This is a genomic window from Shinella sp. HZN7 (assembly GCF_001652565.1).
Classification (GTDB): domain Bacteria; phylum Pseudomonadota; class Alphaproteobacteria; order Rhizobiales; family Rhizobiaceae; genus Shinella; species Shinella granuli.
Window position 1 is genome coordinate 1,749,994 of the sequence record NZ_CP015736.1, and the last position, 22,382, is coordinate 1,772,375.

18 protein-coding genes are annotated in these 22,382 nt (G+C 66.5%); 8 read left to right on the forward strand and 10 right to left on the reverse strand.

Annotated elements, in window-relative coordinates; all coding sequences use genetic code 11:
• Window positions 1-227: 227 nt before the first annotated feature.
• The 5 genes from shn_RS08505 to shn_RS08525 form a co-directional block, all read right to left on the reverse strand.
• Entirely contained in the window at window positions 228-773 is a 546-nt protein-coding gene (locus tag shn_RS08505; protein WP_064330003.1) for a cysteine hydrolase family protein, read from the reverse strand.
• A 145-nt stretch (window positions 774-918) separates the two neighbouring features.
• The gene (locus shn_RS08510; RefSeq protein WP_064330004.1) at window positions 919-1,872 is read right to left on the reverse strand and encodes a phosphotransferase; all 954 of its coding nucleotides are present in this window, start codon (window positions 1,870-1,872) and stop codon (window positions 919-921) included.
• 255 nt (window positions 1,873-2,127) lie between these two features.
• Window positions 2,128-3,543: a bifunctional serine/threonine-protein kinase/universal stress protein gene (locus tag shn_RS08515; protein WP_064330005.1), complete on the reverse strand. Its 1,416-nt coding sequence runs from the start codon at window positions 3,541-3,543 to the stop codon at window positions 2,128-2,130.
• Window positions 3,543-4,283: a metallophosphoesterase gene (locus shn_RS08520; RefSeq protein WP_064330006.1), complete on the reverse strand. Its 741-nt coding sequence runs from the start codon at window positions 4,281-4,283 to the stop codon at window positions 3,543-3,545. The genes shn_RS08515 and shn_RS08520 overlap by 1 nt, the downstream gene beginning before the upstream one ends.
• A 99-nt stretch (window positions 4,284-4,382) precedes the next feature.
• Entirely contained in the window at window positions 4,383-5,624 is a 1,242-nt protein-coding gene (locus shn_RS08525; protein ID WP_064332500.1) for an FAD-binding oxidoreductase, read from the reverse strand.
• Between the two features lie 145 nt (window positions 5,625-5,769).
• Here shn_RS08525 and shn_RS08530 point away from each other — a divergent pair, with 145 nt between their 5' ends.
• The 3 genes from shn_RS08530 (at window position 5,770) to eno (ending at window position 8,909) form a co-directional block, all read left to right on the forward strand.
• The gene (locus tag shn_RS08530) at window positions 5,770-6,663 is read left to right on the forward strand and encodes a VOC family protein (RefSeq protein ID WP_064330007.1); all 894 of its coding nucleotides are present in this window, start codon (window positions 5,770-5,772) and stop codon (window positions 6,661-6,663) included.
• A 1-nt stretch (window position 6,664) separates the two neighbouring features.
• Window positions 6,665-7,504 carry a 3-deoxy-8-phosphooctulonate synthase gene (gene kdsA, locus shn_RS08535; protein WP_064330008.1) on the forward strand — a complete coding sequence of 280 codons (840 nt, stop codon included), beginning with the start codon at window positions 6,665-6,667 and terminating at the stop codon, window positions 7,502-7,504.
• A gap of 130 nt (window positions 7,505-7,634) precedes the next feature.
• A complete protein-coding gene (gene eno, locus shn_RS08540; RefSeq protein WP_064330009.1) occupies window positions 7,635-8,909 on the forward strand; it encodes a phosphopyruvate hydratase in 1,275 nt (424 codons plus the stop codon).
• Between the two features lie 321 nt (window positions 8,910-9,230).
• Here eno and shn_RS08545 read toward each other — a convergent pair whose 3' ends face one another.
• Both shn_RS08545 and shn_RS08550 read right to left on the reverse strand, forming a co-directional pair.
• Window positions 9,231-10,157 carry a pseudouridine-5'-phosphate glycosidase gene (locus shn_RS08545; protein ID WP_064330010.1) on the reverse strand — a complete coding sequence of 309 codons (927 nt, stop codon included), beginning with the start codon at window positions 10,155-10,157 and terminating at the stop codon, window positions 9,231-9,233.
• Window positions 10,158-10,191: 34 nt separating this feature from the next.
• Window positions 10,192-11,139, reverse strand: coding sequence for a carbohydrate kinase family protein (locus shn_RS08550; RefSeq protein ID WP_064330011.1), 948 nt, complete (start codon window positions 11,137-11,139; stop codon window positions 10,192-10,194).
• A gap of 235 nt (window positions 11,140-11,374) precedes the next feature.
• On the opposite strand from shn_RS08550, the gene recA reads away from it, so the two are divergent.
• The 3 genes from recA to shn_RS08565 all read left to right on the forward strand — a co-directional run bounded on the left by recA (window position 11,375) and on the right by shn_RS08565 (window position 16,810).
• Window positions 11,375-12,463 (forward strand): recombinase RecA, encoded by a 1,089-nt coding sequence (gene recA, locus shn_RS08555; RefSeq protein ID WP_064330012.1) that lies wholly within the window; start codon window positions 11,375-11,377, stop codon window positions 12,461-12,463.
• A gap of 314 nt (window positions 12,464-12,777) precedes the next feature.
• Window positions 12,778-15,438, forward strand: a complete 2,661-nt coding sequence (gene alaS, locus shn_RS08560; RefSeq protein WP_064330013.1) for an alanine--tRNA ligase — start codon at window positions 12,778-12,780, stop codon at window positions 15,436-15,438.
• A 145-nt stretch (window positions 15,439-15,583) separates the two neighbouring features.
• Entirely contained in the window at window positions 15,584-16,810 is a 1,227-nt protein-coding gene (locus shn_RS08565) for a GGDEF domain-containing protein (RefSeq protein ID WP_064330014.1), read from the forward strand.
• A gap of 52 nt (window positions 16,811-16,862) precedes the next feature.
• Here the strand turns inward: shn_RS08565 and shn_RS08570 are convergent, their stop codons facing one another.
• Complete coding sequence (locus tag shn_RS08570; protein ID WP_064330015.1) at window positions 16,863-18,536, reverse strand: SulP family inorganic anion transporter; 1,674 nt, start codon at window positions 18,534-18,536, stop codon at window positions 16,863-16,865.
• Window positions 18,537-18,718: 182 nt separating this feature from the next.
• On the opposite strand from shn_RS08570, the gene shn_RS08575 reads away from it, so the two are divergent.
• Entirely contained in the window at window positions 18,719-19,591 is an 873-nt protein-coding gene (locus tag shn_RS08575) for a GyrI-like domain-containing protein (RefSeq protein ID WP_064330016.1), read from the forward strand.
• 28 nt (window positions 19,592-19,619) lie between these two features.
• On the opposite strand, the gene shn_RS08580 is transcribed toward shn_RS08575, so the two are convergent.
• Window positions 19,620-20,255: a glutathione S-transferase family protein gene (locus shn_RS08580; RefSeq protein WP_064330017.1), complete on the reverse strand. Its 636-nt coding sequence runs from the start codon at window positions 20,253-20,255 to the stop codon at window positions 19,620-19,622.
• A gap of 112 nt (window positions 20,256-20,367) precedes the next feature.
• On the reverse strand, window positions 20,368-21,582 hold the full coding sequence (locus tag shn_RS08585; RefSeq protein WP_064330018.1) for an NADP-dependent isocitrate dehydrogenase: 1,215 nt from the start codon (window positions 21,580-21,582) through the stop codon (window positions 20,368-20,370).
• Window positions 21,583-21,793: 211 nt separating this feature from the next.
• On the opposite strand from shn_RS08585, the gene shn_RS08590 reads away from it, so the two are divergent.
• Window positions 21,794-22,372 carry a hypothetical protein gene (locus shn_RS08590; RefSeq protein WP_145925886.1) on the forward strand — a complete coding sequence of 193 codons (579 nt, stop codon included), beginning with the start codon at window positions 21,794-21,796 and terminating at the stop codon, window positions 22,370-22,372.
• Window positions 22,373-22,382: the final 10 nt, after the last annotated feature.

A 22,382-nucleotide genomic window follows, 5' to 3' on the forward strand; every position in this document is an offset into this window, starting at 1 on the left:
AAACCGTCGCCCCATCCCCTTCTCCCCCGCGGGGAGAAGGTGCCGGCAGGCGGATGAGGGGGATGGCGAAGGCGCAGACGATCCGTCAGAGCCACCCCCTCATCCGACCCGGAGCCTGTCCTCGGGCTCGCCCCTGGCGAGACCCGTGGGGACCACCTTCTCCCCGCGGGGGAGAAGGGAAGAACAGCAATGTCGAGCGCCAGATAAGATCGCCCTGCCGTCGGGGACTACGACAGGAAATCGGCGGTCGTGGTGACCTTGCCGTAGCCGAATTCCAGCGCCGACATGATGGTGGCGTGGACCTGGGCGGCCGGAACGAGCGAATCACCGAAGGCCTTGTCGCGCGTGGCGCAGGCATCGTGCACGACGGTGAGGTTGTAGCCGAGATCGGCGGCGGCGCGCGCCGTCGCATCGATGCAGACGTCGCTCATCGCGCCGACGACCACCACATCCTCGATGCCATTGTTCCGCAGCGTCTCGTCGAGCGCCGTCCCGCGGAAGGAATTCGGGTGGTTCTTGACGATGACCGTGTCGTCTTCCCGCGGCGTGACGGCCGGGATCGGCTCGATGCCCTCCGTGCCCGGGGCGAAGAGCGGCGAGGTGGCCTCCCTGGCGATATGGTGGACATGGATGATCCGGTCGCCCCTGCCGCGCCCGGCCTCGACGACGCGCGCGGCATTGGCGGCGGCGTCGTCGATGCCGGTCAGCGCGAAGCTGCCGGTGGCGAGATAGTCCTTCTGGAGGTCGACGATGATGATGGCGCGCTTGCTCATGGCGTTTCCTTCTTGCAGGCGATGGACGATGTGGACATTCTGACCCCGGCCTGCCACAGGCAAGAGACAGGGGGCAGATCGACTGATGGTTTGCCTTCATAGGAGAGGTACAATTAGCATCTTCGAACAAAAGTAGTTGCAGTGGCTATCTGGCTCGTGGCCAGATGATTTCACCAAGATCGAACAATGTCGTTGCCCGGCTTTGCCAACCGTCGATGTCAATCTTGCGCAGATCACTTTCCGCATGAAGAAACGTCAGCGTCAAAAGACGGCGGCGCATTGCGTCGTCGCATTCGCCATTCGCTATGCCGAACCCCCTTAGAAGAGACTGGGTTCGACCGTGCAACCCCGCACACATGAATGCAGTAGGAGCAAGAAGATCGTACTCGCCCAAACCCGTCATCACATCGCCGAAATCGATGACCCCTGCGAGTGTCCATCTACCGCGATCTTCTGAAAGCAAAATGTTCTGGGGAATCCAATCTCCGGTGAGGATGACATTTGGCGCATCGTGGGGAATGACCGATGGAGCGTCGGCAAGAAGTAGTCGGAGGTCGGAGAGAAAAGCCGGCGGCATTCCTAGGTGGCGATGACGCGCAAGGCAGATGTCGATTTGTTTTTCAATAAAATCCTGCCAAGAGGGTTTTTGCCCAATCAGGTCGCCGGGTGGAAGTGTCTGCAAATGGGAAATCGCGCGCCCGATTTGCTCAAGTACACGCTGTTTCTCCGCTTCTGGCAAAAGCGGCCAAGCCACTGAGCCAACCAGACCGTCCAGCTTGGTGATAATAAGCCAGCCCCATCCGTCGCATTCACCCTCGGCCTCGACCAGGGGAATAGCGATCTCCATTTTTCCTTCCAGATACCGAAGGGTTTTGCGCTCGCTATCGAACTGTACGCGATAGATGGGGGGGAATAGCTTCAATATCGACCGATCGTCGAGATTCACAACGAGGTTGGTGCTGTTGTCGAACTGGGCCAGAATTTCCGCTGTGATACTGGCCTCACGCGCAAGGTGGTGCACAACGGGCAACCATAGATCCGGGCGGGACATCCACCTGTCAAAGTCGGCTTCATCAGCGATAGGTGGCAGGCTAAGCATTCGAATCGCGTGCTCCTAGGGTGAGGTTTGAGAACGTACCGTATCGCCACCGTCTTTTGATGCCGCTACGGAACAATTCCGGTGAAGTCCGGATCCGACACGAAAGCAGCGCGGCGGCGGCTGGAAAGGCTTCAGGGTGCCGTTTCCAACGTGTGTAGACAAGAATGAAAATCAGCCTGAGCTTCGGGCAATTCGTTGTACAAATCGTCGAGCTCACGAAGCCGGCGAGAGGTGATTCTATCCTCGCAGTTACAGCTAATCCCTCGCTCCACCCGGCCGCGGGCGGTTGCGCACCACGGTGACGGTGCAGGGGGCGTGGGCGGCGACCTCGCCGGAGACGCTGCCGAGCATGGAGCGCATGGCCGATTCGGCGCGCGCGCCCATCACGATGTGGTCGACATGGTTTTCCCGGGCATAATCGAGGATGGCGTCGGCCGGCGAGACGGCCTCCAGCACATGGAAGGTGATGCCGCCGCCGGGGACGGCAAGGCCCGTCGACCAGGTGCGCAATTCGACGAGGCGCAGCACATGCTTGTTGCGGCCTTCCTCGTCCAGCGAGGTGTCGATGGCGATGCGGTTGATCTTCAAGACGTTGATGCAGGCGATGCGGGCGTCCGGCGTGTTCTCGATGACGCGCGCGACGGTCCTGTGCATGGCGTCGGCAAGGTCCGGCGTGCTGGCGGCAAGGTCGATCGCCACGGCGACGATCGGCGCATTGGCGAGCTGGGCTTCTGCCGTCTGCGGCTTGACGGTCTCGATAAGCACCGGGTTGAAGCGGCGGCGCAGCACCATGCCGAGCGGGTCCCGCTTCATCTTCTCCGCCCGCGCCGTCAGCTTGACGGCGGAAAGGTCCTGCAGGTCGAGCGCGAGCTGGGCGGCGCTCGGATAGCGCCAGGCGGGGTTGACCTCCAGGCAGCGCAGGATGACCTCCTGCAGGGCGGGCGGAATGGCGGCGTTGCGGGCGCGCGGCGGCAGCGGATCGCGCCACAGGCGGCGCTTCAGGCCCTTCAGGCGCTGCGGATCGCCGAAGGGACGCTCGCCGGTCGCGAAGAAGTACAGGAGGACGCCGAGGGCGAAGAGATCGCTGCGGAAATCGCTGCGCGTGCCGAGAACCTGTTCCGGCGCCATGTAGGGCGCGGTGCCGTAGGGCAGGCGGAACTGCTCGTCCATCAGGTCGGGCAGGTGGATGTGGCGGGCAAGGCCGTAGTCGATCAGCACGGCCTCGCCGCTTTCGCGGAACATGACGTTGGAGGGCTTCAGGTCGAGATGCACGACATGCTGGCGGTGCAGCGAATCGAGCGCGACGGCGATCTTCGCGCCGAGCGCGGCGACCTCCTCCGGCGGCAGCGGCAGGCGCTCCAGCAGCGGATAGAGCGAGGTGCCGGGCAGGCGCTCCATGACGATATAGGGCAGCGTCGCGAAATCGCCGTTGGCGACGAAGCGCGGCACATGCGGGCCGGACAGGCGCGGCAGGATCATCTGCTCCATCTCGAAGCCGACGATGGCGGCCGGATCGTCGCCCTCGCCGATGACCGGCACCTTCATCAGGATCGGGAAATCGATGTCGGGGCGCGACACGGTCCAGATGCGCGCCATGCCGCCATTGTGCGCGATGGCCTCGATGAGGAAGCCGTCGATGACGTCGCCGGGTTTCAGCCGTGCCTTGACCATCAGCGCCCCCTGAAAAGCCGGTCGGCGAGCGAGGCCGGCAGCCCGGCCGCGCGTATCTTCCCGGCCGCACGCTCCACGTCATAGGCGGCGCGCTGGAAGCGGAGCTCGGCGCTCTGCGTGTCGTAGAGCGCATAGGCGGCCGCGGGATCGCCGTCGCGCGGCTGGCCGACGGAGCCCATGACGGCGAGCCAGCGGCGCTGCGGCAGGAGCGGCACGGGGGTGGCGGCGACGGGGCGGAAATGCGTGACCCTGCCGCCCGGCGCCGTCGAATAGAGCGCCGGCTTGTGCACATGGCCGCAGAAGCTGACGCGGGCATCGCAGGCCGCAAGATGCCGTCCGGCATCGCTGGCGTCGAGCACATAGTTCCAGGCGGGCGGCGCGCTGGCATCGGCATGCACGAAGAGACAGTCGCCCTCGCGCGCCTCGAAGGGCAGGGCGGCGAGGAAGGCGCGGGTCTGGCTGCCGAGCTGGCGGCGCGTCCATTCGAGGGCGAAGGTCGCGGTCGGGTTCATCGAGACGGCGGGATTGCCGACCGCCTCGTCATGGTTGCCGCGCAGCACGATGGCGCCGCCTGCGGCAAGCGCCATCGCCCGTTCCGCACACCATTCCGGATCCGCCCCGTAGCCGACGATGTCGCCGAGCAGCACGAGGCGGTCGGCTCCGGCGCCTTCGACGGCGGCGAGCACGGCCTCGAAGGCTTCGCGGTTGGCGTGGATATCGGAGAGGATGGCAAGCAGCATGGCAGTCCGGCTTCATCGATGTCGGGCGAGCATAACCCGGCTTTGCGCCCGCAGCCATTCAACGGAAGGGGAATATCGGCCGGCCGGGCCTTCACTTCGTCAAGTCTGGCGGCTGGGGAAGGCGAAGAGGTCGGCATCCGGATCGGCATGGCCGGCGATGTCGGCGGTGACGATCTCGGCGGCGATCTGGCTGAAGGTGATGCCGTTGCCGCCGAAGCCCATGACGGCGAAGACATTTTCGAGGCCCGGCACGTGGCCGATCAGTGGCAGGCCCGTGCGCGTGGTGCCGAAGGGGGCCGCCCAGACATGGTCGGGCTCGGGCAGGGTGAGGCCGAGCAGGGTTTCGGCCTTGCGGCGGATGGTCGCCGCCTTCTTCCGCAGCGTCTTCTCGGACGCATAGGCCTCGGCGCTGTCCTCGTCCTCGCCGCCGACGATCAGCCGCCCGTCGCGCGTGCGGCGGAGATAGAGATAGGGATCGGCGCCCTCCCAGACGATGCATGTCTTCAGCCAGTCCGGCAGCGCCGTGCCGGGCGGCGTGGCGAGCGCCCAGGTGGAGACGATGGCATGCTCCTTGTCGGCGACGGCCTCCAGGAACTCGTAGCCGGAGCAGAAGACGGCGTGGCCGGCGGACAGGATCCGTCCCTCCGCCGTCGCGAGGAACACCCGGTCCGCCGTCGTGCGCAGGTCGGTGATCTCCAGCGGGCTGACGAGCTCCACGCCGCGCGTCATCGCCGCGCGCAGGACGCCGGCGGCCATCTGCGCCGGGTTCGCCGCGGCGGAGATGTCGCTGAGAATGGCGCCGGTGCGCGTGATCGCAAAGCGTTCGGCAAGGGTGGCGGCGTCAATATATTCGGCCGCGATGCCGGCGGCGCGGCGCGCCTCGGCCTCCGCCTGCAGGGCCCGGCGGCCATAGGCCTCGCCGGCGAGGAACAGGGTCTGCTTGCGCTCGAAGCTGCAGGACAGGCCGAGATCGGCGACGATGCCCGACAGGCGCTCGACGGCGCGGGCGGAGCGCTGCCAGGCGCGGCGGGCTTTTGGTGCGCCGATCATGCCGGAAAGCCGGGAAAGAGGAATGTCGATCTCGTGCTGGATCATCGCGGTGCTGGCAAGCGTGCTGCCATGCACGGGCACGCGCCGGTCGACGACGAGCACCGAGCGCGTGCCGTCCGCCAGCGCATGGGCCATCAGCGCCCCGGAAATGCCGGCGCCGACGATGATGACGTCGTAGTCGGCGCGCGACGGCCTTGGCCGCGCGCGAAGAGCAAGGCGCGGTGAACCGGCCCAGAGGGGGCGGGATTCGTGGAGGTCGCGCTGGCGGGTGATGTCGCGGGATCTGGGAATGGGCGGGCTCCGGTCGAGGGACGCTGCGGGAATGGCCGACGGGCGGAAAAGTTCCCGCAGGGCGCGGCGGACCTTGCTGGCGCTTGCATTGCGCGCCGAAAGCGGGCAAAGCACGGGGCGCCTGAAACATGCCGGATTTTTCGCCATGACCGTGAGTTCGAGAACGCCCCGCCCGATCGACCATCTGGTGCTGCCGGTGTCCGACCTCGGGGTGGCCCGCGCGCGCCTGACCGCGCTCGGCTTCACCGTCGCCGGGGACGCCCGCCATCCCTTCGGCACGGAGAACTGTTGCGTCTTCCTCGCCGACGGTTCCTATCTCGAGCCGCTCGGCATCGCCAATCGCGAGGAATGCGAGGCGGCGGCGCGTGGCGGCAATGTCTTCGTCGCGCGCGACCAGGCCTTCCGCTTCCGCCGCGGCCTCGAAGGCTTTTCCGCCATCGCCATGGCGAGCGGCGATGCCTGGGAGGACGACCAGCGCTACACCAATGCCGGCCTTTCCGGCGGCGAGGTGCTGGAATTCTCCCGCGACATGCTGCTGCCCGACGGGACCAGCGCGACCGGCAGCTTCCGCCTTGCCTTCGCCGCCGACCTGCGCAGCCCCGATTTCTTCTTCTTCGCCTCGCAGCGCATCCTGCCGCTGCCGGCCGACCGCGCGTCGCTGGAAACGCACGAGAACGGTGTGATCGCGCTGTCGGAGGTCGTCCTGTCGGAACAGAACCCGACGGATTTCCAGTATCTCGTGCAGGAGGCGGCCGACGAGCGCGAGGTCGAGGCCCTGTCCTTCGGCATGTCCGTCGATACGCCGCGCGGCCGCATCACCGTGCTCAACGATGCGGGCCTGGAGGGGTTTTACGGGGTCGCGCCGGTCGCCGGCACGGATCGCGGCCTGAAAGGGCGCGCGGTCGTCTTCAGGGTTGAAAATACAGCGGAATGCGAGCGTCTCCTGACGGAGCGCGGCGTCGCCTTCCAGAAACGGGACAACCGCCTCCTCGTGCCGCCGGCACCGGGGCAGGGCGTCCTCCTTGTCTTCGGAGAATGAGATGAACACCAATTCCACAGTCGTCGTCGGCGAAGGCGCCAAGAAGGTCACCTTCGCCCAGGACAAGCGCTTCTCGCTGATCGCTGGCCCCTGCCAGATGGAGAGCCGCGACCATGCCTACATGATGGCCGAGGCGCTGGTCGAGATGACCGAAAAGCTCGGCCTCGGCCTCGTCTACAAGTCCTCCTTCGACAAGGCGAACCGCACCTCGCTCTCCGGCAAGCGCGGCATCGGCCTTGAAAAGGCGCTGGAGATCTTCGCCGACCTCAAGAAGGATTTCGGCTTCCCGGTCCTCACCGACATCCACACGGAAGAGCAGTGCGCCATTGTCGCCGAGACGGTCGACATCCTGCAGATCCCCGCCTTCCTGTCGCGCCAGACGGACCTGCTCGTCGCCGCCGCCAGGACCGGCCGGGCGATCAATGTCAAGAAGGGCCAGTTCCTGGCGCCCTGGGACATGAAGAACGTGCTGACGAAGTTCACCGAGAGCGGCAACCCGAACGTCATGCTGTGCGAGCGCGGTGCCTCCTTCGGCTACAACACGCTCGTTTCCGACATGCGCTCGCTGCCGATCATGGCCTCGCTCGGCGCGCCCGTCGTCTTCGACGCGACGCATTCGGTGCAGCAGCCGGGCGGGCAGGGCGGTTCCTCCGGCGGCCAGCGCGAATTCGTCGAGACGCTGTCGCGCGCCGCGATCGCCGTCGGTATCGCCGGTCTCTTCGTCGAGACCCATGAGGACCCAGACAACGCCCCCTCCGACGGCCCGAACATGGTGCACCTGAAGGACATGCCGCGGCTTCTGGAAAAGCTCGTCGCCTTCGACGACATCGCCAAGGCCTGACGTTTCAAACGGATGACATGGAGACATGCCATCCGTCTTTCCCAGGGCGACGGACGCCATTGTAATTTCTGCATCCTCGATTAAAAGTGGATTTTAATCGATTTATAAACCCCGGAACAGGACGATCTCCATGACTGCAATCATCGACATCATCGGCCGCGAGATTCTCGACAGCCGCGGCAATCCCACCGTCGAAGTGGACGTGCATCTCGAAGATGGCAGCTTCGGCCGTGCGGCCGTTCCCTCGGGCGCCTCCACGGGCGCGCATGAAGCCGTCGAACTGCGCGACGGTGGCCAGCGCTACCTCGGCAAGGGCGTCGAGAACGCCGTCGCCGCCGTCAACGGCGAGATCTTCGAGGCGATCGGCGGGCTCGATGCCGAGGACCAGATCGCCGTCGACCAGACGATGATCGAGCTCGACGGCACGCCGAACAAGGCGCGCCTCGGCGCCAACGCCATCCTCGGTGTGTCGCTCGCCGTCGCCAAGGCCGCCGCGGAAGCCGCCAACCTGCCGCTCTACCGCTATGTCGGCGGCCCGAACGCCCGCGTCCTGCCGGTGCCGATGATGAACATCATCAATGGCGGCGCGCATGCCGACAACCCGATCGACTTCCAGGAGTTCATGATCGTTCCGGTCGGCGCCGACACCGTGCGCGATGCCGTGCGCATGGGCTCGGAAGTGTTCCACACGCTGAAGAAGCAGCTTGCGGCCGACGGCCACAACACCAATGTCGGCGACGAGGGCGGCTTCGCGCCGGGCCTTGCCTCCGCCCCCGCCGCCCTCGACTTCATCATGAAGTCGATCGAGAAGGCCGGCTACCGCCCGGGCGAGGACATGTTCATCGCGCTCGACTGCGCCTCGACCGAATTCTTCAAGGACGGCAAGTACGTGCTGGAAGGCGAAGGCCGCACGCTGGAGCCGGGCGCCATGGCGGACTATCTCGCCGAGCTTGCCGGAAAATACCCGATCTTCTCGATCGAGGACGGCATGGCGGAAGACGACTGGGACGGCTGGAAGGCGCTGACCGACAAGATCGGCAAGACGGTGCAGCTCGTCGGCGACGACCTGTTCGTGACGAATTCCGCGCGCCTTCGCGACGGCATCAAGATGGGCGTCGGCAACTCGATCCTCGTCAAGGTGAACCAGATCGGCTCGCTCTCCGAAACGCTCGACGCCGTCGAGACCGCGCACAAGGCGAGCTACACCGCCGTCATGTCGCACCGCTCGGGCGAGACCGAGGATTCGACGATCGCCGACCTCGCCGTCGCCACCAACTGCGGCCAGATCAAGACCGGCTCGCTCGCCCGCTCCGACCGTACCGCCAAGTACAACCAGCTCATCCGCATCGAGGAGCAGCTCGGCGCCCAGGCGAAATACGCCGGCCGCGGCATCCTGCGCGGCTGATCGGTCCCACGGCATCTTCCGGCGGCAGCGTGAACCAGCGCTGCCGCCGGTTTTTTTGTGAAGGGCAGGGCTGCGGCATGTGGCAAAGCACCCCCCTCTGCCCTGCCGGCCATCTCCCCCTCAAGGGGGGGAGATTGGCAAGACGTGCAAACCTAGCTTGATCAGCACCGTTGGACAGAGGCGAAGCGCTGCTCCATCCGATCTCCCCCCTTGAGGGGGAGATGGCCGGCAGGCCAGAGGGGGGTGCCACAGCCGCAGCCTGTCCATCCTTGTGCAATCCACCCCAAGCAAAGGGCAGGTCACCCCCGGGGCCGGGACGGCTCAGTCCGCCAGGGCCACGGCGATTTCCGCCGCCAGCCGTGCATTGTTCTCGACGAGCGCGATGTTGGTCTTGAGGCTGCGGCCGTCCGTCAGGCGGAACAGGCTGTCGAGCAGGTAGGGCGTCACGGCCTTGCCGGCGATCTCGTCGCGTTCGGCATTGTCGAGCGCGCGGGCGATGTAGATCTCCATCTCCTCGCGTTCGATCTCGTCGGCCTCCGGCACCGGATTGGCGATCAGCATGCCGCCGTCGACGCCGAGCTGGTCGCGCACCTTCTGGAAATTGGCGATGGCCGCCGGGCTGTTCAGCGTCAGCGGGCTCTTCAGGCCCGAATCGCGCGACCAGAAGGCCGGGAAGACCGGGCTGTCATAGGTGACGACGGGCACGCCGCGCGTCTCCAGCACTTCCAGGGTCTTGGGGATGTCGAGGATCGCCTTGGCGCCCGCGCAGACGACGATCACGCCGGTGCGCGACAGTTCATCGAGGTCGGCGGAGATGTCGAAGGTCTCCTCCGCCTTGCGGTGCACGCCGCCGATGCCGCCGGTCGCGAAGACCTTGATGCCGGCGCGTGCCGCGCCGATCATCGTCGCCGCCACGGTCGTCGCGCCGGTGCGGCGCTCGGCGATCGCGAAGGCAAGGTCGGCGCGCGAGAGCTTCATCGCACCCTCGGTCTGCGCCAAAGCTTCCAGCAGCGCATCGTCGAGGCCGATATGCAGGATGCCGTCGATGACGGCGATGGTCGCCGGCACGGCGCCTTCCTCGCGGATGATGCGCTCGACGCTGCGGGCCATGTTCAGGTTGCCCGGATAGGGCATGCCGTGGGTGATGATCGTCGATTCGAGCGCGACGATCGGCGCGCCGCGGGCCTTGGCGGCGGCGACTTCGTCCGAATACTGCATCGGCAGGAGGGCGGAAACGGGTCTGGTCATGCGAGGTCCTTGCAGGAATTTCGGCAAAAAAGTCTCATGCCATCCCTTCGGCCTCCGGCACAAGGGAAAGTGCGGCCTGAAGCGCCGCCTGCGACATTTCTTCGGCGACGGCAAGCGGCGAACGCACGGTGATCGCCGCGGCGGCGACCCCGTGGCGCAGCGCCTCGCCGATATCGTGGCCGGCCATCCAGGCATCGAGGAAGCCGGAGGCGAGCGAATCGCCCGCCCCGGTGACGTCGGCGAGCGCGGGCGCTTCCGGCGGCATGACGAGCACGGCCTTTTCCGCATCGAAGGCGACGACGCCCCGGCCGCCGCGCGTCACGACGCCGGCGCAAAGGCCGGCCGCGCGCAGCGCCTTCGGCCAGTCGGCCGGGTCTTCCGGCGCGACGCCCGCCAGCGTGCGCGCCTCCGCCTCGTTCATGAACAGGAAGGCGAGGGCGGAGAGGCTTGCCGCAAAGCGCGGCACCTTGGCCGGCGAAATGGCGATGCCGGCGATCGGCACGCCGGCCGCCCGCGCCGCCGCCGCCATGGCCGCCAGCGTCTCGGCCGGCAGGTTGGCATCGGTGAGGATCAGCCCCGCCGCCGCGACCGCCTCGCGCATCGCCCGCTGCTGCAGGCGGCGCGGCGAGAACAGGCGGTAGAGCTCCATGTCCGCCAGCGCGATGACGAGGTTGCCGTCCCGCTCGATGATCGCCGTATAGCTCGGGGTCGCCCGGTCGAGGAAGGTAAAGGGCGTGTCCTCGACGCCTGCCGCCTCCGCCGCCGCCGCGACGATGGCGCCGTCCGCATCGCCGCCGCGCGGCGAGACGAGCCGCACCGTCCGGCCGAGCCGGGCCAGGTTGCGCGCCGCATTGAAGGCACCGCCGCCCGCTTCCACGAACCAGGCGCCGGGATTGCTCGCCCCCGGCGCCGTCTCGCCGGCAATGCGCCCGCGCCTGTCCACATGGGCGCCGCCCATCACCAGTATCGTCTTTCCCGTCATCGTCTTCCTTCATTCCCGTGGGCGCGATTCGCCGGCAAGAGCGAAGCGTCCGCGCGGGTACATCCTTGTTCCGCCATGGCTTTCAGCAGTCGTAAACGAAAAGAGAACACACGCTCGATTCACGAAATCATTCAAATGGATGAATGGACCTTGCAAGAAGAGAACAAAATGTGTACATAGCTTTCATCGACGGCTTCGTTGCCTGTCTTGCTTCAATAACCTAAAGGTGGACCAAATGGCACAGAACACTTTGCGGCTCGTAGAGGATAAAGCAGTGGATAAAAGCAAGGCACTCGAAGCGGCACTCTCCCAGATCGAGCGCTCCTTCGGCAAGGGCTCCATCATGAAGCTCGGCTCGAAGGACAGCGTCGTCGAGATCGAGACGGTGTCGACGGGCTCGCTCAGCCTCGACGTCGCGCTCGGCATCGGCGGCCTGCCCAAGGGCCGCATCATCGAGATCTACGGTCCGGAAAGCTCGGGCAAGACGACGCTGGCGCTGCAGACCATCGCCGAGGCCCAGAAGACGGGCGGCATCTGCGCCTTCGTCGATGCCGAGCACGCGCTCGACCCGGTCTATGCCCGCAAGCTCGGCGTCGATCTCCAGAACCTGCTGATCTCGCAGCCCGACACTGGCGAGCAGGCGCTCGAAATCACCGACACGCTGGTGCGCTCCGGCGCGATCGACGTGCTGGTCGTCGATTCGGTCGCCGCGCTGACGCCGCGCGCCGAAATCGAGGGCGAGATGGGCGAGAGCCTGCCGGGCCTCCAGGCGCGCCTGATGAGCCAGGCGCTGCGCAAGCTCACCGCCTCGATCTCCAAGTCCAACACGATGGTGATCTTCATCAACCAGATCCGCATGAAGATCGGCGTCGTCTACGGCTCGCCGGAAGTGACGACGGGCGGCAACGCGCTGAAGTTCTATGCTTCCGTCCGCCTCGACATCCGCCGCATCGGCGCCGTCAAGGAACGCGACGAGGTGATCGGCAACCAGACGCGCGTCAAGGTCGTCAAGAACAAGATGGCCCCGCCCTTCAAGCAGGTCGAGTTCGACATCATGTACGGCGAGGGCGTCTCCAAGACCGGCGAACTCATCGACCTCGGCGTCAAGGCCGGCATCGTGGAGAAGTCCGGCGCCTGGTTCTCCTACAACAGCCAGCGCCTCGGCCAGGGCCGCGAGAACGCCAAGACGTTCCTGCGCGACAATCCGGATCTCGCCCGCGAGATCGAGATGGCGTTGCGTCAGAATGCCGGCCTGATCGCCGACCGCTTCCTGGAGAACGGCGGGCCGGATCCGAACGACGCCGACGACGCGGCCGGCCTGTAATCGCCGCGCAACGTTTTCGCAAAAACATGAAAGACCGGCCTCTTCTTCGCGGAAGGCCGGTTTTTTGATGTCTGGACAGGGGCCGAGGCGGGCGATAAAAGCCTTCAGTTCTCGCGCGCGCCAAGGTTTTCGACCTTTCCGCATCCCAGGCGGCAGGCGCGGGCAGTTTCGACGGAATTCGCGGAAGGGCGACCTTGAGGGGTCTTCCGGGCGGGCACTCCGGCCGGCGAGGCGGTTTCGCCATCGTTGCAGTGATATTGGGTGGGTGATGCGCCGGTCTTCCGGCGCAAAAGGGCACAGATGAAGGACGCGATATGAGCGGCGTGAATGAGATCCGGTCGACTTTCCTCGACTATTTCCGAAAGAACGGCCACGAGGTCGTGCCGTCCAGTCCGCTCGTGCCGCGCAACGACCCGACGCTGATGTTCACCAATGCCGGCATGGTGCAGTTCAAGAACGTCTTCACGGGCCTGGAATCGCGTCCCTATTCCACTGCGGTCACCGCACAGAAATGCGTGCGCGCCGGCGGCAAGCACAACGACCTCGACAATGTCGGCTACACCGCGCGCCACCACACCTTCTTCGAGATGCTCGGCAACTTCTCGTTCGGCGATTATTTCAAGGAGCGCGCGATCGAACTCGCCTGGAACCTGATCACCAGGGAATTCGGCATCGACAGGAACCGCCTGCTCGTCACCGTCTACCATACGGACGACCAGGCCTTCGACCTCTGGAAGAAGATCGCCGGCCTTGCCGACGACCGCATCATCCGCATCCCGACCAGCGACAATTTCTGGGCGATGGGCGATACCGGCCCGTGCGGTCCCTGTTCGGAGATCTTCTACGACCACGGCGACCATATCTGGGGCGGCCCGCCCGGCTCGCCCGAGGAGGACGGCGACCGCTTCATCGAGATCTGGAACCTCGTCTTCATGCAGTTCGAGCAGATCACGAAGGAAGAGCGCGTCGACCTGCCGCGCCCGTCGATCGACACCGGCATGGGTCTGGAGCGCATCGCGGCTCTGCTGCAGGGCAAGCATGACAATTACGACATCGACCTCTTCCGCGCGCTGATCGAGGCCTCCGTCGAGGCGACCGGCGTTCCGGCCGAGGGCGAGGCCCGCGCCAGCCACCGGGTCATCGCCGACCACCTGCGCTCCGCCGCCTTCCTGATCGCCGACGGCGTTCTGCCGGCCAAAGACGGCCGCGGCTACGTGCTGCGCCGCATCATGCGCCGCGCCATGCGCCATGCGCAGCTGCTTGGCGCCAGGGAGCCGCTGATGTGGAAGCTGCTGCCGACGCTGGTCGGCGAGATGGGCCGCGCCTATCCGGAGCTGCAGCGCGCCGAAGCGCTGATCTCCGAAACGCTGAAGCTCGAGGAAACCCGCTTCCGCACCACGCTGGAGCGCGGCCTGACGCTGCTGTCCGACGCGACGACGACGCTGCACAAGGGCGACACGCTCGACGGCGAGACCGCCTTCAAGCTCTACGACACCTACGGCTTCCCGCTCGACCTGACGCAGGACGCGCTGCGCGGCCGCGGCATCGGCGTCGACCTCACCGGCTTTACCGACGCGATGGAACGCCAGAAGGCGGAAGCGCGCGCCCATTGGGCCGGCTCCGGCGAGGCGGCGACGGAAACCGTCTGGTTCGAGCTGCGCGAGAAGCTCGGCGCGACCGAATTCCTCGGCTACGACACCGAGACGGCCGAGGGCGTCGTCCAGGCGATCGTGCGCGAGGGCAAGACCATCGATCAGGCTGCGGCCGGCGACACGGTGCAACTGGTGCTGAACCAGACGCCGTTCTACGGCGAATCGGGCGGCCAGATGGGCGATACCGGCACGATCACCACCGATGCGGCGCGCCTGCGGGTCACCGACACGCAGAAGAAGGGCGATGGCGTCTTCGTGCACAGCGCGGTCGTCGAGGAAGGCACGATCAAGGTCGGCGATGCGGTCGCGCTCGCCGTCGATCACGCCCGCCGCGCGCGCCTTCGCGCCAACCACTCCGCCACCCACCTCCTGCACGAGGCGCTGCGCGAGGTGCTCGGCACCCACGTCGCCCAGAAGGGTTCGCTGGTCGCGCCCGAGCGCCTGCGCTTCGACGTCTCGCATCCCAAGCCCATGTCGGCGGAGGAACTGCGCGTCATCGAGGACATGGCGAACGAGATTATCGTGCAGAACGCCCCGGTCACCACCCGCCTGATGACGGTGGACGATGCGATCGCGGAAGGCGCCATGGCGCTCTTCGGCGAGAAGTATGGCGACGAGGTGCGCGTGGTCTCCATAGGCACCGGCCTGCGCGGCGCCAAGGCGAACCGGCCCTATTCGGTCGAGCTGTGCGGCGGCACGCATGTGTCGGCGACCGGCGAGATCGGCCTCGTGCGCATCCTCTCCGAAAGCGCGGTCGGCTCCGGCGTGCGCCGCCTCGAAGCACTGACGGGCGAAGCGGCCCGGGCCTACCTTGCCGAACAGGACGAGCGCGTGAAGGCGCTCGCCACGACGCTGAAGGCGCAGCCGGGCGACGTGCTCGCCCGCGTCGAGGCGCTGGTCGAGGAACGCCGCAAGCTGGAACGCGAGCTGACCGAGGCGAAGAAGAAGCTGGCGCTGTCGGGCGGCACTGCCGGCGGCGATGACGGCGTCCGCGAGGTGTCGGGCGTGAAATATCTCGGCAAGGTCGTCACCGGTGTCGAGCCGAAGGACCTGAAGAGCCTTGCCGACGACGGCAAGAAGAGCCTCGGCTCCGGCATCGTCACCTTCGTCGGCGTTTCGGCCGATGGCAAGGCGAGCGCCGTGGTCGCCGTCACGGAGGATCTGACCGGCCGCTTCAGCGCCGTCGATCTCGTGCGCCGCGCCTCCGAAGCGCTCGGCGGCAAGGGCGGCGGCGGGCGTCCCGACATGGCGCAGGCCGGTGGCCCCGATGGCGCCAGAGCGGGCGAGGCGATCGAGGCGGTCGCCGGCGCCATCGCCGGCTGATCGGTCCGGCCGGAACGCGAAAGGATCACGGCGGCGGGCTTCGGTCCGCCGCTTTTGTTTGCGAAGTCTTCAGGGTTTGCCCCTAGCATTCTGCGCGAGCGGAGTGCTTGTTTTGATTGAAGACTTCATCAGTATTTCAACCTTGATGGTCTGTACCTTCCTGGCGACGACCGCCGTCGGGATCTTCATGCTGCAGGTTTGGCTGACCGACCGGCGGCACAGGGCGGCCGGCTATTGGTGCCTGTCCATGTGGGTCGGCTCGCTCTGCACGCTGCTGTTCGCGCTGCGTCCCATGGGCCTGCCCCTCCTGACCGTCGGCCTCGGCAATGCGCTCGCTGCCTTCGGCTATGCGTTCATGTGGGCCGGCTTCCGCGTCTTCGATCGCCGCCGCGTTTATCTTTCCGTCGTTCTGGCCGGTCCCGTCCTCTGGAGCTGCGTCTATCTTCTCGTCCCGCAGGTGTCGGAGGATGTGAACAACCGCATCATCGTCAGCTCGATCATCATCACCGCCTATTGCCTGTGGATCGGCGTCGACATCTGGCGCGGGCGCCGCACCGAGCCGCTGCCGACCCGCATGCTTGCCGCGGCCTTCTTCGTCAGCCACGGCATCATCTATGGCCTGCGCATTCCCATGGCGATCGCCCTGCCCACGGCGTTCGGCCACGGCACGGCCTATTCCGCCTGGTTCGCGCTCTTCTCGCTGGAGCTCTTCGCCCACACGATCCTGGCCGCCGTCGCCATGCTGGTGCTGATCAAGGAGCGGGGCGAGGCGCTCTACCGCCAGGCCTCGCGCACCGATGCGCTGACGGGCATCGCCAATCGCGGATCGTTCCTGGACGACATACAGAAGCTGCTGGCCGACCGGCCGCAGGGCACGCTGATGATCTTCGATCTCGACCGGTTCAAGGCGATCAACGACACCTACGGCCATGTCGCCGGCGATCTCGTGCTGAAACGGTTCGCCGCGCAGGTCGCCGCCCGGCTGGAGGCGAGCATGCTGTTCTGCCGCTTCGGCGGCGAGGAATTCGCGCTCTTCGCGCCGGGACGCGATGTGGCCGCCGCCGAGCCGTTTGCCGAAGGGCTGCGGCGCGCGGTGGAGGCCCTGCCGGTGCCTGCCGGAGACCAGGAGATCGCGGTCTCGGTCAGCATCGGCCTTGCCGATGTCGCGACCTTCGGGCCGGATTTCGACCGTCTGCATTCGGCTGCCGACGGCGCGCTCTATGCGGCCAAGGAGGCCGGCCGCAACCAGGTGAAGCGCGCGGCGCCTTCGCTGGGGCTTGCCGATGTCGCCGGGCGCATGAGAGCCTCCACCGCCGCGGACATCGCCCGCGCAGGCGAGGGCGCGTCGCGCTCTTTCAGCGTCGCGCCCTGATCTTCCGTCTGTCGTTCTCGCAAATCGCCGCACGCCTTTGCGCGGGCGCGCTTCAGTGCGCCGCCGCCGCGATCTCGTTCGTCGCGCTTTCCACCGTCGCCGCGAAGGTGACGCGCGGGGCGTGCAGCTCGTGGGCTTCCAGCAGGCGGCGCATGTCGGGCTTCAGCCCGGTGATGAAGACGCGCACGCCGGCCCGCTCGGCCTTGCGTACCAGGCCCTCGATGACGCTGGCGGCGGTGGAATCGAGCAGCGGCACGTCGGAGCAGTCGAGCACGAAGTTGCGCCGCTGGTCGGCGATGCGGTCGAGCACCGTGCCGACGCTGGCCGCCGCGCCGAAGAAGAAGACGCCGCTGATGCGGTAGATCACCGTGTCCGGATCGTCGCCGGCGACCGGCCGCTCGGGCAGGCCGCTGTCCTCGCCGGCATTCTCGATCGCCCGCACGACGCGCGGTACCGTCTCCTCGCGGATGTCGACGGATTTGCCCATGCGGTCGATGAACAGCACCGCGCCGAGCAGGAAGCCGACGACGATGCCCTCCGTCAGGTCGCGGAAGACGACGAGCAGGAAGGTGACGACGAGCACCGCCGCATCGCCGCGCGAGGAGCGGAAGAGGGCGGCGATGGCCGGGCGCTCCACCATGTTGAACGCGACGACCGCCAGCACGCCGGCAAGCGCGGCGAGCGGGATATAGCTGGCGAGCGGCGCGGCGACGAGCATGAAGAGCAGGAGGAAGAGCGCGTGCAGCATGCCGGAGACCGGGCTGGTGGCGCCGGAGCGCACGTTCGTGGCGGTGCGCGCGATGGTGCCCGTCACGCAGATGCCGCCGAACAGCGCCGAGCCGACATTGGCGACCCCCTGGGCGACCAGTTCCATGCTGGAGCGGTGCCTGCGCCCCGTCATGCCATCGGCGACGACGGCCGAGAGCAGCGATTCGATGGCGCCGAGCAGCGCGAAGGCGACGGCGTCCGGAAGCACGGCGAGCACGAGGTCGGGCGAGAAGGAAGGCAGCGCCGGCAGCGGCAGGCCGCGCGGAATGCCGTTGAAGCGGGTGCCGATCGTGTCTGCCGGCAGGGAGAGAAGCGCGGTGGCGAAGGAGGCGACGGTGACGGCGATGAGCAGGTTCGGCCAGCTCGGGCGGAAGCGGCGCAAAAGCAGGATGACGGCGATGGTGAGCCCGGCGACGCCGAAGGCGGCCGGGTTGAAGGTGGGGCGGGCGGCCCAGAGCGCTTCGAGCTTCTCGACGATCGGTCCCGGCTCGCGCCCGTCCAGCTTCAGGCCGAACAGTTCGCCGATCTGGCTGGCGAAGATGATGAGCGCGATGCCGGCCGTGAAGCCGACCGTGACGGGATAGGGGATGAACTTGATGTATTTGCCGAGCCTGAGATAGCCGGCCAGCGCGAGAAAGAGGCCGGAGAGCAGCGTTGCGAGCAGCAGGCCCTCGACGCCGTGGCGGGCGACCGTGGCCGAGACGAGCACGATGAAGGCGCCGGCCGGCCCGCCCACCTGGAAGCGGCTGCCGCCGAGCGCGGAAACCAGGAAGCCGCCGATGATGGCGGTGTAGAGGCCGCGATCGGGCGTCACGCCCGAGGCGATGGCGATCGCCATGGACAGCGGCAGCGCGACGATCGCTACCGTGAGGCCGGCCAGCGCATCGGCCTTGAAACGCGCGGGGCCATAGCCCTCCGCGAAAACGGTGGCGAGCTTCGGCGTCAAGGTATCGGTCATGGGTGCCTCGGAAGGCCGGAGGAAGGAGGAAGGGGGCCGGCGACGGCATCTCACGCCGAGTCGCCCGTTTTTGCAATGGCACAAGGTAAGGCCATGCATAAATTGCAGGGCACGGCAGAAGCGCAGGATTTGTGAAATCGCTTCGTGCTTGGTTGAATGCGTTCCGGCAAGAGGAAAACGGCATGAGCGAGAGCGAGATCTGGGCGGCCTATGAGAAACGCCTGCTCAGGGTTTCCGCCTATATCCACGAGCATCTGGAAGAGGATCTCGACCTCGACCGGCTGTCGGAGATCGCCTGCCTTTCGGCCCATCACTGGCACCGCGTCTACCGCGCCGTGCACAACGAGACGCTGGCGGCGACCGTCCGCCGGCTGCGTCTGCACCGTGCGGCGGGCGACCTGGTGCGCAGCGACCGCACCGTCCGGGACATCGCCGCGCGCTGGGGCTATCCCAACCTCCAGTCCTTCACGCGTGTCTTTGCGGCCGCCTACGGCCTGCCGCCGGCACGCTACCGCAGGGAGGGCTCCCACCGCGCCTACGAACCCGAAAACGCCAAGGAGTCTTCCCGCATGTTCGACGTGACCATCCGCACCATCCCCGAGCAGAGCCTGCTCGCCATTGCCCATACCGGGTCCTATATGGGCATCGGCAAGGCCTTCGAGACGCTCCATGGCACGCTCTTCTCGCGCAACCTCTTCCGCCCGGACATGCGCATGATCGGCGTCTTCCTCGACGATCCTGATCTCGTGGCGGAGGAGGAGCTTCGTTCCTTCGCCTGCGTGACGGCGGGCGAGGGCGTTCCCGCCGAGGCGCCGCTCGTGCGCCGAACGCTGGCAGGCGGCGACCATGCGGTGCTGCGCCACCAGGGCCCCTATGCCGATATGGGCGTGGCCTATCGCTGGCTCTACGGCACATGGCTGCCGGCGTCCGGCCGCTCGATTCGCGACGAGGTGATGTTCGAGGCCTATCTCAACAATCCGCGCGAGGTGCCGCCGAACGAGCTTCTGACGGAAATCTGCCTGCCGCTCCAGCCGGCGGCCGAAGCCGCGGCCTGAACGGCAGGGGGCGGGCGGTAAGCCCGCCCTAACCCTTCGCCGCCTGGAGCTGGCGGTGCATCTCCTCGTCGTCGAGGGCGGTCGCGCGCTTGCTGGCCGGCCGCTCCTTCAGGCGGTCCCAATAGGCCTTGAATTCCGGCCGAGGCTCCAGCGAGCCGAATTGCAGGCCCCAGCTGATATGGGCGCCGACATAGACATCGGCGGCGGTAAAGCTCTCGCCGGTGATGTAGGGCTGGCGCGTGACGGCCAGCGACAGGCTGTCCATCACCGCGCCATAGCTGCCGCAGCCGATGCTGCGCTCGCGCTCCCTGGGAACCTCGATGCCGAAGGCCTTCAGCGAGACCGCCATTTCCAGCGGGCCGGCGGCGAAGAAGAGCCAGCGGTAGTAATCGCCGCGCTTCTCGACCGGCGGGGCGAGGCCGGCTTCGGGGAAGGCATCGGCGAGATAGGCGCAGATCGCCGCCGCTTCCGTCACCACGGTCTCGCCGTGGCGGATGGTCGGTACCTTGCCCATCGGGTTGATCGCCAGGAATTCCGGCGACTTCATCGAGCCGTCGAAGGTCAGCCATTCGATGCGGTAGGGCGCGCCGACCTCCTCCAGCATCCAGCGGGCGATGCGTCCGCGCGACATCGGGTTGCTATAGAAAACCAGTTCCTCGGCCATGCCGTCCTCCTCTTGCAAGCGCGGTCGGGAGGATAGGGCAGACGGATCCCTCCGCAAGAGGCCGCAACGAAAAAGCCCGGCGCTCGGCCGGGCTTTCCCTGGTGTTTCTGCTTCAGGCCGCCATGGCCTTCCTGAGGTTCTCGTCGATCTTGTCGAGGAAGCCGGTGGTGGAGAGCCACGGCTGGTCGGGACCGATGAGGAGCGCGAGGTCCTTGGTCATGAAGCCCGATTCGACGGTCTCGACGCAGACGCGCTCCAGCGTCTCGGAGAACTTGGCCAGTTCCGCATTGCCGTCCAGCTTGGCACGGTGGGCAAGGCCACGCGTCCAGGCGAAGATCGAGGCGATCGAGTTGGTCGAGGTCTCCTCGCCCTTCTGGTGCTGGCGGTAGTGGCGCGTCACCGTGCCGTGCGCGGCTTCCGCTTCCACCGTCTTGCCGTCCGGCGTCATCAGCACCGAGGTCATCAGGCCGAGCGAGCCGAAGCCCTGGGCCACGATGTCGGACTGCACGTCGCCGTCGTAGTTCTTGCACGCCCAGACATAGCCGCCGGACCATTTCAGCGCCGAGGCGACCATGTCGTCGATCAGGCGGTGTTCGTACCAGATCTTGGCTTCCTTGAACTTTTCCGCGAATTCGGCGTCGAAGACCTGCTGGAAGATGTCCTTGAAGCGGCCGTCATAGACCTTGAGGATGGTGTTCTTGGTCGAGAGATAGACCGGCACCTTGCGCTGCAGGCCGTAGTTGAACGAGGCCCTCGCGAATTCGGTGATCGAATCGTCGAGATTGTACATGCCCATGGCGACACCGGCCGACGGCGCGTCGAACACGTCGTATTCGATCTCCTTGCCGTCCTCGCCGACGAACTTCATCGTCAGCTTGCCCTTGCCGGGGAACTTGAAGTCGGTGGCGCGGTACTGGTCGCCGAAGGCATGGCGGCCGACGATGATCGGCTTGGTCCAGCCCGGAACGAGGCGCGGCACGTTCTTGGCAATGATCGGCTCGCGGAAGATGACGCCGCCGAGGATGTTGCGGATCGTGCCGTTCGGCGACTTCCACATCTTCTTCAGCTTGAATTCCTCGACGCGGGCCTCGTCCGGCGTGATCGTCGCGCACTTGACGCCGACGCCGTGCTTCTTGATCGCGTTGGCCGCGTCGATCGTCACCTGGTCGTCGGTGGCGTCGCGGTTCTCCATGCCGAGGTCGTAATATTCGAGGTCGATGTCCAGGTACGGATGGATCAGCTTGTCCTTGATGAACTGCCAGATGATGCGCGTCATCTCGTCGCCGTCGAGTTCGACGACCGGGTTGGCGACCTTGATCTTTGCCATGGAGAGCCTCGTATTTTGTCGGGGCCTTGCGCCCCGGATCGTGGACTTGAAAGGAATGTTTGGCCCTATAGCACTCGCGGCCGGGAAGGCAAAGCCAACCAATTGCCGAGACGGTTTATTTTCGCCGGGGTTGAGAATAAGTTTCGCCGGAATTCCGTTTCAGGAAGGCTCTCGGGCGGCCGTTCCGGTCCGCCGCCATTCAATGGAGAACATGATGTCGCGTCTCGGCCTCGTTGCGCTTGCCCTTTTGCTTCCCGTTTCCGTGGAGGCTGCCGATTTCAAGGCACCCGTTTCGGAGGTCATGGCGGCCGCGGCGGCCAACTGGCAGGATCTCGGCGCGGACACCGATACGCCGCCGCCCTATGCCGACTACTTCTCCGAGGACTTCCTGAAGCGCCTCTACAGCAAGGATTTCGTCGCCAAGTACAAGGAAGCGGCGAAGTATCCCGCCTATGAGGACGACGGTTCGCCCTTCGACTACGATCCGGTCATCGGCGGCCAGGACGGCTGTGCGCTGAAGGACGTCACGACCACCGAGGGGCAGCCGGCGAACGGCGCGGAAGACGTGACCGTGACCTTCGACAACAGCCATTGCTTCGGCGAGCGGGCCGCCGACTGGCAGCCGGAAACCCTGGTCTTCAAGGTAATCGAGGAGGACGGCCGGGCGGTCATCGACGACATCGAGCGCCCGAGCTTCGAAGAAGGCGCCTCCCTGAAGAAGGAAATGGTGGAGATCGCCGAGGCCGGCGCCAATGACGGCAACGGCAGCGCTGCCGAATCCCCCGAATGAGCGGCTTCAT